We start from the raw sequence: 11,901 nt of genomic DNA, 5'->3' as shown, positions 1-11,901 counted from the left end.
GTGAAGGCGGTGCCGAGCAGGATCGCGGTCCAGACCCCGGAGACGTAGAGGAACGGCAGCTCGATCCGCCCGTCGGAGAACCACGGCAGCGGCCGGTGCACCAGCGCGAGCAGCGTCGCCAGGCCGACCGCGAGCAGACCGAGCGCGAGCGTCCGCTCCGGCGGCAGCGCGGTCGCCGAGATCAGCACGGGGGCGAGGAACAGCAGCGAGAACGGGTTCTGGAGGCCGCCGGTGAGAAACAGGAGGGCTGCGAGTTGCACGATGTCGAAGGCGAGCAGCAGGGCCGCCGAATCGTCGCTCAGCCGGTAGCTCGCCGGGAAACGGATGCGTAAGCCGAGGTTCAGCCACGACGAGGCGGCGATCGCCAGGAAGCACCAGCCGAAGGGCAGCGCGAGGCCGAGGCCGAACCGCGCCCCGACCACGGCGGCGCTCTGGCCGATGATCGCGAGCCAGCGCAGGCGCACGAACGTGTCAAGCCGCAGGTGGCGCGCGTCGCGGACGAAGCCGCTCGGATCGGTGTCGAGCATGGTCGTCCTAACGATAGGGCTGCGCCGGAGCGCATCCAGGGCGTCCCGCCACCTTGGGCCGACGCGGCCGGAACATTCGCGATCCGATCGCCGTTGCCTGCCGCACGAAGCGCCGCGTGCCGGCGATGGGGTTCACGATGGCCGGGATGGATCTCGCCTATCTCGTCTTCGAGGGCGCGCGCTTCATGATGGCGCCGGCCCGCGTCGCCGCCGACCTGACGCGGGCCGGCCTGCAGAACCCGGCGAACCCGCTGGCCTACGCGCCCTACGCCCGCTCGGTCGCCGCCGGGTGCGAGATGTTCGAGCGCGCCACCCGCCGCTACGGCAAGCCGGCCTTCGGTCTCACCGAGACGCTCGTCGACGGCGCCGCGGTGCCGGTGACGGAGCGCGTGGTGTGGCAGCGCCCGTTCTGCCGGGTGATCGCCTTCGATCGCGGCTTCCCGCGCCCGCCGGCCGAGCCGCAGCCGAAGCTGCTGATCGTCGCGCCGATGTCCGGCCACTACGCGACGCTCCTGCGCGGCACCGTCGCGGCGATGCTGCCGCGCCATCAGGTCTTCGTCACCGACTGGTCGGACGCGCGCATGGTGCCGCTGATGGCCGGCCGGTTCGACCTCGACGGCTACATCGACTACCTCAAGGCGATGTTTCGCGACCTCGGGCCGGACCTCCACGTGATGGCGGTGTGCCAGCCGGCGGTGCCGGTGATCGCGGCGGTCGCCGTGATGGAGGCCGAGTCCAGCGCCGCGGTCCCGGTCTCGATGACCTTGATGGGCGGGCCGATCGACGCCCGGCGCTCGCCCACCGCCGTGAATTGCCTCGCGCAGGAGCGCGGACAGGCGTGGTTTGCCAAGAACACCATCAGCCACGTGCCGCCGATCTACCCGGGGGCGTGGCGGCGGGTCTATCCGGGCTTCCTTCAGCTCTCCGGCTTCATGGCGATGAACCTCGACCGCCACGTCGACGCGCATTCCGACATGTTCGACCACCTCGTGAAGGGCGACGGCGACTCGGCCGAGAAGCACCGCGCGTTCTACGACGAGTACCTCGCGGTGATGGACCTCACCGCCGAGTTCTACCTCCAGACCGTCGAGACGGTGTTCGTGAACCACGACCTGCCCAAGGGCACGATGCGCCACCGGGGAAAACCGGTCGATCTCGGCGCGATCCGGCGCTGCGCGATCCTCGCGGTCGAGGGCGAGAACGACGACATCTCCGGCGTCGGCCAGACCAGGGCGGCCCTCGACCTGACGCCGAACCTGCCCGAGGCGCGCAAGGCCTACCACCTCCAGGCCGGCGTCGGCCATTACGGCGTGTTCAACGGCTCGCGCTACCGCGCGGTGATCGCGCCGCGGATCACGGCGTTCGTGCATGCGATGCAGGCGCTTTCGGCGCAGGAGGCCCGGCCGCTGCTGCAGGCGGTGTGAGCGCCCAATCCCACGGGATCGCGTGGCTCCGGGGGCCTGTCTTGGTCCGCTCGTCTGCGGGGAACCGGTATCCACCGCGTCGAGCGTCGCTTTAAGACTGGAGGGGTGCTCGGAGCGGCGCTAGACTGGCGGCATGCCTCTCGCCCTGCTGCGACGTCCCGACCCCGACCATCTCGACATCGTGCATGACGGGGAATGCTATCGCATCGCGGTGCGCCGCCGCCCGACCGCGCGGCGCCTGACGCTGCGGGTCTCGGCGGCGACCGGCGAGGTGGTGATCACCCTGCCGGCCCGCAGCGCGATCGCCACCGCGCAACGCTTCGCCGCAAGCCACGGCGGCTGGATCGCCGCGCGCCTCGCGCGGGTGCCGGAGCGGGTGCCGTTCGCGGACGGCGCCGTGCTGCCGCTGCGCGGCGTGCCGCACCGCGTCGTGCGCCGCGGATCGCGCAGCGGCGTGACGCGCGCGGAGGCCGGCGGCGCGGAGCCGATCCTGTCGGTGTCCTGCGGCGAGGAATACGTCGCCCGCCGGGTGCGGACCTTCCTCGAACGGGAGGTGCGCGGCGACCTCGACCGCGCGGTCGCGCATTACGCGGTAAAGCTCGGGCAGGGGCCGGCGCGGATCACGATCCGCGACACCCGCAGCCGCTGGGGCTCCTGCACCGCGGGCGGCGCCCTCAACTTCTCCTGGCGCCTGATCCTCGCGCCGCCCCTGGTGCTCGATTACCTCGTCGCGCACGAGATGGCGCACCTGCGCGAGATGAACCACTCGTCCCGGTTCTGGACCCTGCTCGGCGGCCTGTGCCCGGAAGTGGAGGCGGCCGAGGCCTGGCTCAAGCGCAACGGCACGGCGCTGCACCGCTACGGCTGAGGCCGCCCGGCCGACGCGGCCCGGACCCTCAACCCTTGGCGCGCAGCACCCGCTCGCGCGCGACGCGCTCCACCGGCCAGGTCGGACGCGGATCGACCGCGCCCGGATGGAGCGTGCGCGGCGCAACGCTGTCGCAGACCTCGCGCTGCCGGACGACGACCGGGTGGCCGAAGGCGTCGTGGCGGCGGATCGACCCGCCCTCGCGGCAGAACCCGGCGATCGCCGCGCTGCCGTTGCGGCGGCCGTAGGGGTTGCGCGCGACCGGGGGGTGTTCGACCGTGAGCAGGCCGCTCATGTTGAGCGAACGCTCGACGTAGGTGGTCTCGCCGACCGGCAGCGGTTCGGCCTCCGCCGCGACGCCGGCGGCGCCGAGGCAGAGGGCCGTCAGGGCGAGGAAACGCATGGGGTCGGCTCTCGTGTGGCGGCGCATCGCTGCCTTGTCTAGGCCGCGCCCCGGGCGGGCGATAGCGCAGCGCGGCAACACGGGGACCCGCGCGCTTCGGAAGGCCCTAAGCGCCTCGCTTGACAGCGCCCGGCCCCGCATGGTCCGAACACGCGGGTTTTTCCAAAGGCCCCCGCCCGGCCGTGGGCGCGGGGCGCTCGTGAAGGGATCGTCGGTGCGGCTGCACGTGAGTCTCGACCGTGTCGGACGCCGGCTGCCGGCGCTCGCCGTCGCCGCCCTTGCGGGCTGCTTCCTCGGTGCCGGCGAGGCCGGAGCGCAGGGCATGGTGCGCAAGACCTTCGACGACTGGCAACTGCGCTGCGAGACGCCGGCCGGCGCCAAGGCCGAGCAATGCGCCCTGGTGCAGTACCTCGCCGCCGAGGACCGTCCCAACCTCACCCTCGTGGTCATCGTTCTGAAGACCGCCGACAACCGCGGCTACCTGCTCCGCGTGGTCGCACCGCTCGGCGTGCTCCTGCCCTCCGGGCTCGGGCTGAAGATCGACCAGACCGATATCGGCCGCGCCGGCTTCGTGCGCTGCCTCACCACCGGCTGCGTCGCCGAGGTGGTGATGGACGACGGCCTCGTGCGCCAGTTCAAGGCCGGCACCCAGGCGACCTTCATCGTGTTCCAGACGCCGGAAGAGGGCGTCGGCATCCCGCTGTCGATGAAGGGTTTCGCTGCCGGCTTCGACAGCCTGAAGTGACCATGTTCGGAGCAGCCATGATCGGGTGTCGGGCCATCGCACGGTGGGGCCTCGGTGGGCTGGCCGCCCTGGCCCTCGGCGCGGGTGTCGCGCGGGCGGAGGAGGGCAACGTGTTCTCCAACCTGTTCAAGTACGGCGGCACCACCGTGCCGCCCTCGCAGCCGAAGGACAGCGAGCCGGCCTACTGCCCGAGCATCGACGTGCCGGAGGGCGGCGCCGCGCTGACCACGCCCGCCGGGCAGAAGGGCGACGCCGCGAGCATCCGCACGCAGGTGTCGCTCGGCCGCGTCGCCCGCGAATGCACGCGGCGCGAGGACGGGTCGATCACCGTGAAGGTCGGGGTCGAGGCCCGCGTCCTGCTCGGGCCCTCCGGCGCGCCGGGCCGCTTCGACGTGCCGTTCACGATCGCGATCCGGCAGGACGCGAAGGTGATCTCCACCCGGACGAAGCGCGTCGCCGTGGTCGTGGCGCCCGGCGAGGCGCAGGGCTTCGCGACGGTGGTCGAGGACGATATCGCCGTGCCGGTGGCGGCGTCCGCCGATTACGAGATCGTGGTCGGGCTCGGCGGCGGCGGCGTCAGGCCGGGCAAGCCCAAGTCGCGGCGCCGGGCGCCGGCCCCGGCGGCGGAGGGCGCCGCGCAGTGAGGGCGATCGGGCATCCGGGGTTTTTCGCCCCGTCCGGCTCCTGAACGCGCCGCGGCGGCCGGCCCGCCTCGATCTCGGCCGCGAGACCGCGTTCCGCGTCGAGCCGGTCACCGACCCGGTGTTCGACCGGCGCTTGGTGCTGCCGGGAGGACTTTCCGGCGGATGGGTCGTGCTGAGCTATCGCGACGACCCGACGACGCGCCCGCGGCGGCCTATGCTGCGCATCCTGCGGGCGGGCGGCGTGCAGGATATCGTCCTGCCGGGCGTCGCGCAGGCCCGCGCCCACTGGCTCGGCCTGCTGCCGGCCGACACCCGCGAGATCCGCCTCGCCGCCGAGCCCGGCTTCGTCCTGGAGCGCGTCGGCCGCCGCAGCGAGGCCGGCCTGCTGCTGCAGGCCCTGCGCACCCGGCCGCTGCGCGCGGTCTCGGCGCTCTACGAGCGAATCCGCGGCGACGGACGCCGCCACCGGGACACCCTGCGCGGGGCCTGCGCGGTCACCCCGCGCGGGCGGTTCGCGGCCTGGGCGGCGGCGCGCTCCGACGCGGCGTTCGGACCCGGCCTGCCGCCGCAGGATGGGCCGGCGATCCGATTGCTCGTCCTTGCCCGGGACGGCGATGCCGCGCCGACGCTGACCAGCCTTCGCGCCCAGACGCACCGGGGCTGGCGGGCCGTCGTCCTCCACGCGGGCGAGCCGCCGGGGGCCGCCGACGACCCGCGCATCGCGCACGAACCCTGGCGCGACGACCGCCCGCTCCGCGGCCTGTGCGCGGACGACGCCCTCTGCCTGCTCGAAGCGGGCGACCGCCTGATGCCGGACGCCCTGGCGCTGCTCGCCTCCGGGCTCGCCGACGCGGATCTCGTCTATGCCGACGAGGTTCGCGACGGGGTGCCCCGGCTCAAGCCCGACTGGAGCCCCGATCTCGCCCGCGCGACGGGCTACCACGGCCGCCCCTGGCTCGCGTCGACCGCGCTGCTCGCCCGCCTGCCCGATGAGCCGGCAGGGCCGATCGCGGCGTTCGCGCTCGGCCTCGACCTGGCCCTGGCCGGCGCGGCGGCGCGCGTCGCCCACATCCCCCGCGTCCTCGCCCAAACCATCGGCGGCGATCCGGACGCGCCGGCCCGCGCCGCCGCCCTGTCGCGCCATCGCGACACGTCCGCCGAGCCCGTGATCCGGGACGGCGTCGCCGACCTGCTCTGGCCGCTGCCGCAGACGGCGCCGCTGGCCAGCATCGTGATCCCGTCGCGCGACCGGCTCGACCTGATCGAACGGGTCTGCCGCGGCGTGCTGCACGAGACCGATTATCCGGCCATCGAATGCATCATCGTCGACAACGGCTCGACCGATCCGGCCGTGCTCGCGCATTACGCGGCCCTGCGCCGCGATCCCCGCGTGCGGATCGTGCCGTTCGATGCGCCGTTCAACTTCTCGGCGATGGTCAATGCCGGGGTCGCAGCCGCGACCGGCGCGGTGGCCGTGCTGCTCAACAACGACGTCGCGGTGCTCCGCCCGGACTGGCTCGACGCCCTGGTCCGCCAGGCCGTGCGTCCGGAGGTCGGGGCCGTCGGCGCGAAACTCCTCTACGCGGACGGCACGCTGCAGCATGCTGGCGTCGTCGTCGGGCTCGGAGGGCGTGCCGGCCACATCCTGCGCAGGCGGCCGGCCGACAGCCCCGGCCATCTCGGGCAGATGCGCGTCGCGCACGAGGTCTCCGCGGTGACCGCGGCCTGCCTCGCCGTCGCACGCGACATCTATCGCGCCGTCGGCGGCTTCGACGCCGCAACGTTTCCGATCGACTTCAACGACGTGGATTTCTGCCTGCGTCTCAAGGGTGCGGGCTACAAGACTGTCTGGACGCCGGCCGCCACCCTCGCGCACCGCGAATCGGTGAGCCGCGGGCCCGCCACCGGCGCCGCGCGGGTCCGCTTCGAGCAGGAGGCCGCGCGCTTCTCCGAACGCTGGCGCGACGTGATCCGCCACGATCCGTTCTATCATCCCGCCCTGTCGCTCACGACCTTCGGCGAGGATCTGGAATAGGTGTCCCGCGTCACGCAGGCAGTCCGGCAGGGGCGCGTTTCCCCGCATCCCGCGTGCAGGCGGGTCGAGGGGATGCGCCCGGGCCGAAGCACCCCGGGATGCCTGCGATGACGCGCGATCCGGGCGGCCCGCCCGATGCCCCGGACGCGCCGGGCCCCGCGACGGGCCCGGCGCGGTGGGCGCGCCGGATCGCCGCCGCCTCGGCGCTGGCGCGCCACCCGCGGCGGACCGCGGCGATCCTCCGGGCTTGGCTCACAGGACGGCGCCTGCGCGCCCGCCAGCACCTCTCCGCGCTGATCGGCATCGACCACCGGCTCGCGCTGCCGCCCGAGATCCTCGCGCGCTTCCCCGTCGTGACCGGAGCGGTTGAACACCCGGAGATGGTCGTCCTCACCGCGGAAGGCCACGCCCTCGTCGCCGGCGCCCGCGAAACGTTTGCCGCCGCCTTCGCCGATCCCGGCCTGCACGCGCTCTACGGCGACGCCCTGGTCCAGGCGAAGGTCGGCGGCCCGGTCCTGCCGCTGCTGCGGTCGGCCTTCGACCCCGAGCTGTCGATGGCGGTCGATGGCATCGGCCCGGTGATCGCTTTGCGCCGGGCGAGCCTGCCGGAAGCCGGGATCGGTGCTGCCAGCACCGCCCTGGAGGCGAGCTTCCGCATCGCCGAACGCTACGGCGCGGCGGCGATCGGCCATCTGCCGGTCATCGTCTCGGTCCGTCGGCCCGGGGGAGGGGACGGGCTATCCCCACGTCCCGACACGATCTCGGACGAGGCGCGGACTCCCTCCCCCGTGCGGGAGAGAGAGCCCGGCGGCGCCACTCGCGGAGGCACGCCGGGCGCCGTTGCAGGATCAGGGAATCGACGACGGGCCGGGGAGGGGCTTTCCGTAAAGGGCCGCCTGGAGATCGTGCGCCGCCACCTCGACCGAACCGGGCACGCCGATGCCGGCCTCGCGCTCGGTCCAGACGGCGTCGTCACCGTGGAGCACCCGCTGCCCGACCCGCTGCCCGCCGTCACGGTGATCGTGCCCACCCGCGACCGCCTCGACCTGCTCCGCCCCTGCCTCGCGAGTCTGCGCGCCCACACCGACTGGCCGGATGTCGAGATCCTGATCTGCGACAACGACAGCCGCGCACCCGAGACGCTGGCCTACTTCCGCGCGCTCGAAGGGGAGGGCGCGGCGCGCATCGTCGCCTGCCCCGGCCCGTTCGACTTCGCCGGCATGAACAACGCCGCCGCCGCAGCGGCGCGCGGAACGCTGCTGGCCTTCGTCAACAACGACGTCGCGGCATTCGAGCCCAGCTGGCTCAGGCGGATGGTGCGGGAGGCCTTGCGGCCGGAGGTCGGCGCGGTCGGCGCAAAGCTGCTCGACGGGGCGGGCCGGGTCCAGCACGGCGGCATCGTGCTCGGCACCGGCGGGCTCGCCACCCACGCCCACCGCCATTTTCCCGGCGACGCCCCCGGCTACGGCTTCCGGCTGCGCGCGACGCACGCGGTCTCGGCGGTCACCGCCGCCTGCCTCGTGGTCGAGGCGAGGAAATTCCACGGCGTGGGCGGCTTCGACGGCCAAAGCTTCGCCGTGGACTTCAACGACGTCGACCTGTGCCTGCGCCTCACGGAAGCCGGCCACCGCACCCTGATGGTGCCGGGCGCGGTCCTGCACCACCGCGAGGGCGCGAGCCGGCGCCGCACGCCGGACGCGCAGGCCCGCCACGAGCGCGAGATCGCGGCGCTCGAAGAACGATGGGGGCCGCTGCTGGCGCAGGACCCCCATTACCATCCGGGCTTCGACCCGGACCTCTCGACCCACGCGCGGCTGCGCGCGGGCTGGCTCGACGAGCCTACTGGACCAGTCGCGGTCCGCCGGTCTGCACCTTCTCGTTCTCCGACATGATGCCCAGCCGCTTGGCGACCTCCGTGTAGGCCTCGATCAGGCCGCCGAGATCCTTGCGGAAGCGGTCCTTGTCGAGCTTGTCTGCGGACTTGATGTCCCACAGCCGACACGAATCGGGGGAGATCTCGTCGGCGACGACGATGCGCATCATGTCGCCTTCCCACAGGCGGCCGGTCTCGATCTTGAAGTCGACCAGCCGGATGCCGACGCCGAGGAACAGCCCCGACAGGAAGTCGTTGACGCGGATCGCCAACGCCATGATGTCGTCGATCTCCTGCGGCGTCGCCCAACCGAAGGCGGTGATGTGCTCCTCCGAGACCATCGGGTCGTTCAGCGCGTCGTTCTTGTAGTAGAACTCGATGATCGAGCGCGGGAGTTGCGTGCCTTCCTCCAGGCCGAGGCGGGTCGCGAGCGATCCCGCCGCGACGTTGCGCACCACCACCTCGAGCGGGATGATCTCGACCTCGCGGATCAGTTGCTCGCGCATGTTGAGCCGGCGGATGAAGTGCGTCGGCACGCCGATGTCGTTGAGGTGCTGGAACACGAACTCCGAGATCCGGTTGTTCAGCACGCCCTTGCCGTCGATGATCTCGTGCTTCTTCGCGTTGAAGGCGGTCGCGTCGTCCTTGAAGTGCTGGATGAGCGTTCCGGGCTCCGGCCCCTCGTAGAGGACCTTCGCCTTGCCCTCGTAGATGCGACGGCGGCGGTTCATAGGCGTGTACCGTGGTTTGAGGAAGTCCATCGGGCCGTGACTCCTTGGCGACGAACGATTGCGCGGAATCCGCGGCGTTCAGACCTCGGGAGAGGCCGGGCCGCGGGCACACGTCGTTGCTGAGGACCCCGGCGACCGTGGCGCAAACTAGCCGAAGCGGGCTTGCAGCACAACGCGTTAGCCGTGCGGAGCGCAGGACACGGCCCTGCGCCGCCCGCGCTGCGCCACCGGATTTTCGCGCGGCACAGTGAATGCTCCGGCCCTTGCGGCCCGGGCTGCCTTGGCCGAGCCGGGTCGTCGTCCGATTCAGGGCGTCTTGGCTGGATAGCGGCACAGGTCGGCGAGCGGGCAGCGCGGGCATTCGGGTCTGCGCGCCTTGCACACGTAGCGCCCGAACAGGATCAGCCAGTGATGGGCGTTGAGCCGGTAGGGTTCCGGCACGCTTCGCTCCAGCCCGGCCTGGACCTTGTCGGCGGTGGCCGCCACGACGAGCGGAATCCGGTTCGCCACGCGGAAGATGTGGGTGTCGACGGCGATGCGGGCCTCGCCGAAGGCGACGTTGAGCACCACGCTCGCGGTCTTGGCGCCGACGCCGGGCAGCACCTGCAATTCGGCCTGGCTGCGCGGCACCACGCCGCCGTGCCGCTCGATCAGGATGCGCGACAGGGCGATCACGTTCTTCGCCTTGGTGTTGAACAGCCCGATGGTGCGGATGAAGCCGCGCACCCGCTCCTCGCCGAGCACCAGCATCTTCTCCGGCGTGTCGGCGAGCGCGAAGAGCGGCGCGGTGGCGAGGTTCACGCTGCGGTCGGTCGCCTGGGCCGAGAGCACCACCGCGACGAGCAACGTGTAGGGATTGAGGAATTCCAGCTCCGCCCGAGGTTCGGGATTGGCCGCCATCAGCCGCGAAAAGATCTCGGCCAGCGTCGCGGCATCGACCGGCTCGGGTGCGTTCCTGGGCGCCGCCTCGGGCGCCGTCCCGACCCGTGCGACGATCGGCCGGGCGAGCCTGCCCCCGATCGATGCTTTCATCGCTGCGTTCTTGGCGACGGGCGGCTTACGGCTCGGCATCGCTGCGTTATATGGGGACAATGGTGAGCGGCAACCTCTACGTCCATCCGGACGGGCTCGATCCCGACACGATCGACCGGCCAATCTTCGCGGCGACCATCCGGCCGCACCAGTCCCTGACCCGCCTCGGCTTCAAGGTGGTGATGACGGGCTGCTGCCTCGTGTCGCTGGTGGTCTCGGTCTGGTGCTGGCGGATGGGCTTCTGGCCGATCGCCGGCTTCTTCGGTCTCGACATGCTGGCGATCTACGCCGCGCTCAAGGTCAGCTTCCGCCGCGGCCGCTCGTTCGAGGAGGTGATGATCTCGCAGATCGAGATCCTGCTGACGCGCGTCAGCCACCGCGGCGAGCGCCACCAGTGGCGCTTCAACCCGATCTGGACCAAGCTCACCCAGGTCGAGGACGAGGAATACGGCCTGCAACGCCTCACCCTGGTCTCGCGCCGGGAACACGTGGTCGTCGCCCGCGACGCCTCCCCCGACGAGCGCGCCCGCATCGCCCGCGGGCTCACCCGTGCGCTCGCGCAGGCGAAGAAGGGCTTTTGAGGTTCTGCGTGTTCGGCCGGCGCGACGGCCACGATCCGCGTGGGCGCCTCCCCCGATGGAATGCCGACCAGCGTGCAGGTGGCCGCCGCCGATCCGACGCGCTACGCGCCGGGCGCCCAGTCGATCGTCGGTTGTTGCGCCAGGATTCGGTCGAAGTAATTTGCCACCGCCTGCGCGCCGTCCGTGTGCATCATCGCCACCGGATGGGCGAGGTAGGCGCGCGCGAGGTCGGGCGCGAGTCTCCCGTCCTTCAGCGCGGCCAACACCGCATCGATGAACGCGTCGTTCGCCGCGTTGAAATCGGACGACAGCTTCCTGCGGTCGTCGAGCGCCCTGATCGCCATGCCGTCCGTCCTTGCCTCATGGGAACCCGCGCCGTCGCGGGGCCACGGATGGCCCAAGGGATAGCCCCCGCAATCGTTCCCGATGGCTACGCATCCTTGCGCGAAATGGCCGCTGGTTCGCGCGAGACAAGGATGCGTCACCGGAGAGATCGAAGCAGGCGTTCGTAGGCGAAGCCACGATAAGCCTGCTTAGACATGCACCCGACCGCCAGGAAGCCGCTTGCGGCGACAAGGGCGCACCGTCGCGCGCCACCATCAACGCGTCCTGAAATTTTCGATGATTTCGGATTCGGCTGTTGACGGGCCGCTGTATTGCCCGTACAACCCGGACATCGACGGCTGGGCAGCGAGTTCTCTCGACGGTCGATGCATCTTCCGAAATCTTGGCTGAGCAGGCCGGTGAAAACCGGATGCTCTGCTGTTTTTGTCGGTTGTATGGGTCAGCTTCTGGCCTCGGACCTGTCCGAGACGAGGTGTTGACAGGGGATAGGGCGGGGCTTAGACGCTCCCACCGCTGACACGGACCACGCAGGTGGTCAGGTCGTCATCACGGTTCTCCAAGAGGGATTGAGACGGGTCCGGGGTCCATACCCTGAAACCTGCCTTCTGCACCGAGTTTTCTACCGGACCCCGGTCCGTTGTTCTTTGACAAGTTCATCTGATGAGAAAGGGAAGCGTGGGCGGCATTGTCCTT

General features: G+C 71.6%; 11 protein-coding genes and 1 pseudogene. 7 read left to right on the top strand and 5 right to left on the bottom strand.

The features are described 5' to 3' along the window. A pseudogene (locus ACFE86_RS17340) lies at positions 1–527 on the bottom strand (sensor histidine kinase); the annotation flags it as partial. Positions 528–673: 146 nt separating this feature from the next. Between ACFE86_RS17340 and ACFE86_RS17335 the strand changes: the two are divergent. Together ACFE86_RS17335 and ACFE86_RS17330 are read left to right on the top strand one after the other, a co-directional pair. Then, positions 674–1,951: a polyhydroxyalkanoate depolymerase gene (locus ACFE86_RS17335; RefSeq protein ID WP_375456572.1), complete on the top strand. Its 1,278-nt coding sequence runs from the start codon at positions 674–676 to the stop codon at positions 1,949–1,951. Positions 1,952–2,084: 133 nt separating this feature from the next. Beyond that, a complete protein-coding gene (locus tag ACFE86_RS17330; RefSeq protein ID WP_375456571.1) occupies positions 2,085–2,819 on the top strand; it encodes a M48 family metallopeptidase in 735 nt (244 codons plus the stop codon). A gap of 28 nt (positions 2,820–2,847) precedes the next feature. Here the strand turns inward: ACFE86_RS17330 and ACFE86_RS17325 are convergent, their stop codons facing one another. Next, on the bottom strand, positions 2,848–3,222 hold the full coding sequence (locus ACFE86_RS17325) for a hypothetical protein (RefSeq protein ID WP_375456570.1): 375 nt from the start codon (positions 3,220–3,222) through the stop codon (positions 2,848–2,850). Positions 3,223–3,436: 214 nt separating this feature from the next. On the opposite strand from ACFE86_RS17325, the gene ACFE86_RS17320 reads away from it, so the two are divergent. From ACFE86_RS17320 to ACFE86_RS17305, 4 genes are all read left to right on the top strand, one after another. Then, a complete protein-coding gene (locus tag ACFE86_RS17320) occupies positions 3,437–3,967 on the top strand; it encodes an invasion associated locus B family protein (RefSeq protein ID WP_375456569.1) in 531 nt (176 codons plus the stop codon). Between the two features lie 17 nt (positions 3,968–3,984). Beyond that, complete coding sequence (locus tag ACFE86_RS17315) at positions 3,985–4,611, top strand: hypothetical protein (RefSeq protein WP_375456568.1); 627 nt, start codon at positions 3,985–3,987, stop codon at positions 4,609–4,611. Positions 4,612–4,780: 169 nt separating this feature from the next. After that, on the top strand, positions 4,781–6,646 hold the full coding sequence (locus tag ACFE86_RS17310) for a glycosyltransferase family 2 protein (protein ID WP_375456567.1): 1,866 nt from the start codon (positions 4,781–4,783) through the stop codon (positions 6,644–6,646). Between the two features lie 107 nt (positions 6,647–6,753). Continuing rightward, positions 6,754–8,538, top strand: coding sequence for a glycosyltransferase family 2 protein (locus ACFE86_RS17305; protein ID WP_375456566.1), 1,785 nt, complete (start codon positions 6,754–6,756; stop codon positions 8,536–8,538). Here ACFE86_RS17305 and purC read toward each other — a convergent pair. Together purC and nth are read right to left on the bottom strand one after the other, a co-directional pair. Then, on the bottom strand, positions 8,486–9,280 hold the full coding sequence (purC, locus tag ACFE86_RS17300) for a phosphoribosylaminoimidazolesuccinocarboxamide synthase (RefSeq protein ID WP_147728905.1): 795 nt from the start codon (positions 9,278–9,280) through the stop codon (positions 8,486–8,488). The two genes, ACFE86_RS17305 and purC, sit on opposite strands and share 53 nt — an antisense overlap. Positions 9,281–9,556: 276 nt before the next feature. Then, positions 9,557–10,282 (bottom strand): endonuclease III, encoded by a 726-nt coding sequence (gene nth / locus ACFE86_RS17295; protein ID WP_375456565.1) that lies wholly within the window; start codon positions 10,280–10,282, stop codon positions 9,557–9,559. Positions 10,283–10,341: 59 nt separating this feature from the next. Here nth and ACFE86_RS17290 point away from each other — a divergent pair, with 59 nt between their 5' ends. Continuing rightward, positions 10,342–10,863, top strand: a complete 522-nt coding sequence (locus ACFE86_RS17290) for a DUF2244 domain-containing protein (protein ID WP_375456564.1) — start codon at positions 10,342–10,344, stop codon at positions 10,861–10,863. A gap of 101 nt (positions 10,864–10,964) precedes the next feature. On the opposite strand, the gene ACFE86_RS17285 is transcribed toward ACFE86_RS17290, so the two are convergent. After that, a complete protein-coding gene (locus ACFE86_RS17285; RefSeq protein WP_375456563.1) occupies positions 10,965–11,207 on the bottom strand; it encodes a hypothetical protein in 243 nt (80 codons plus the stop codon). Positions 11,208–11,901: the final 694 nt, after the last annotated feature.

Origin of the sequence: uncultured Methylobacterium sp., from assembly GCF_964244095.1 — a bacterium.
GTDB lineage: Bacteria > Pseudomonadota > Alphaproteobacteria > Rhizobiales > Beijerinckiaceae > Methylobacterium.
The sequence above is the reverse complement of the archived record's forward strand: the minus strand, read 5'-3'. Positions and strand labels throughout refer to the sequence as shown.

Bases quoted from the DNA above. Each gene is read 5' to 3' on its own strand.
- ACFE86_RS17330 (WP_375456571.1), top strand. From the start codon at position 2,085: ATGCCTCTCGCCCTGCTGCGACGTCCCGACCCCGACCATCTCGACATC.
- purC (WP_147728905.1), bottom strand. From the start codon at position 9,280: ATGGACTTCCTCAAACCACGGTACACGCCTATGAACCGCCGCCGTCGC.
- ACFE86_RS17315 (WP_375456568.1), top strand. From the start codon at position 3,985: ATGATCGGGTGTCGGGCCATCGCACGGTGGGGCCTCGGTGGGCTGGCC.
- ACFE86_RS17325 (WP_375456570.1), bottom strand. From the start codon at position 3,222: ATGCGTTTCCTCGCCCTGACGGCCCTCTGCCTCGGCGCCGCCGGCGTC.
- ACFE86_RS17305 (WP_375456566.1), top strand. From the start codon at position 6,754: ATGACGCGCGATCCGGGCGGCCCGCCCGATGCCCCGGACGCGCCGGGC.
- ACFE86_RS17335 (WP_375456572.1), top strand. From the start codon at position 674: ATGGATCTCGCCTATCTCGTCTTCGAGGGCGCGCGCTTCATGATGGCG.
- ACFE86_RS17290 (WP_375456564.1), top strand. From the start codon at position 10,342: ATGGTGAGCGGCAACCTCTACGTCCATCCGGACGGGCTCGATCCCGAC.
- nth (WP_375456565.1), bottom strand. From the start codon at position 10,282: ATGAAAGCATCGATCGGGGGCAGGCTCGCCCGGCCGATCGTCGCACGG.
- ACFE86_RS17285 (WP_375456563.1), bottom strand. From the start codon at position 11,207: ATGGCGATCAGGGCGCTCGACGACCGCAGGAAGCTGTCGTCCGATTTC.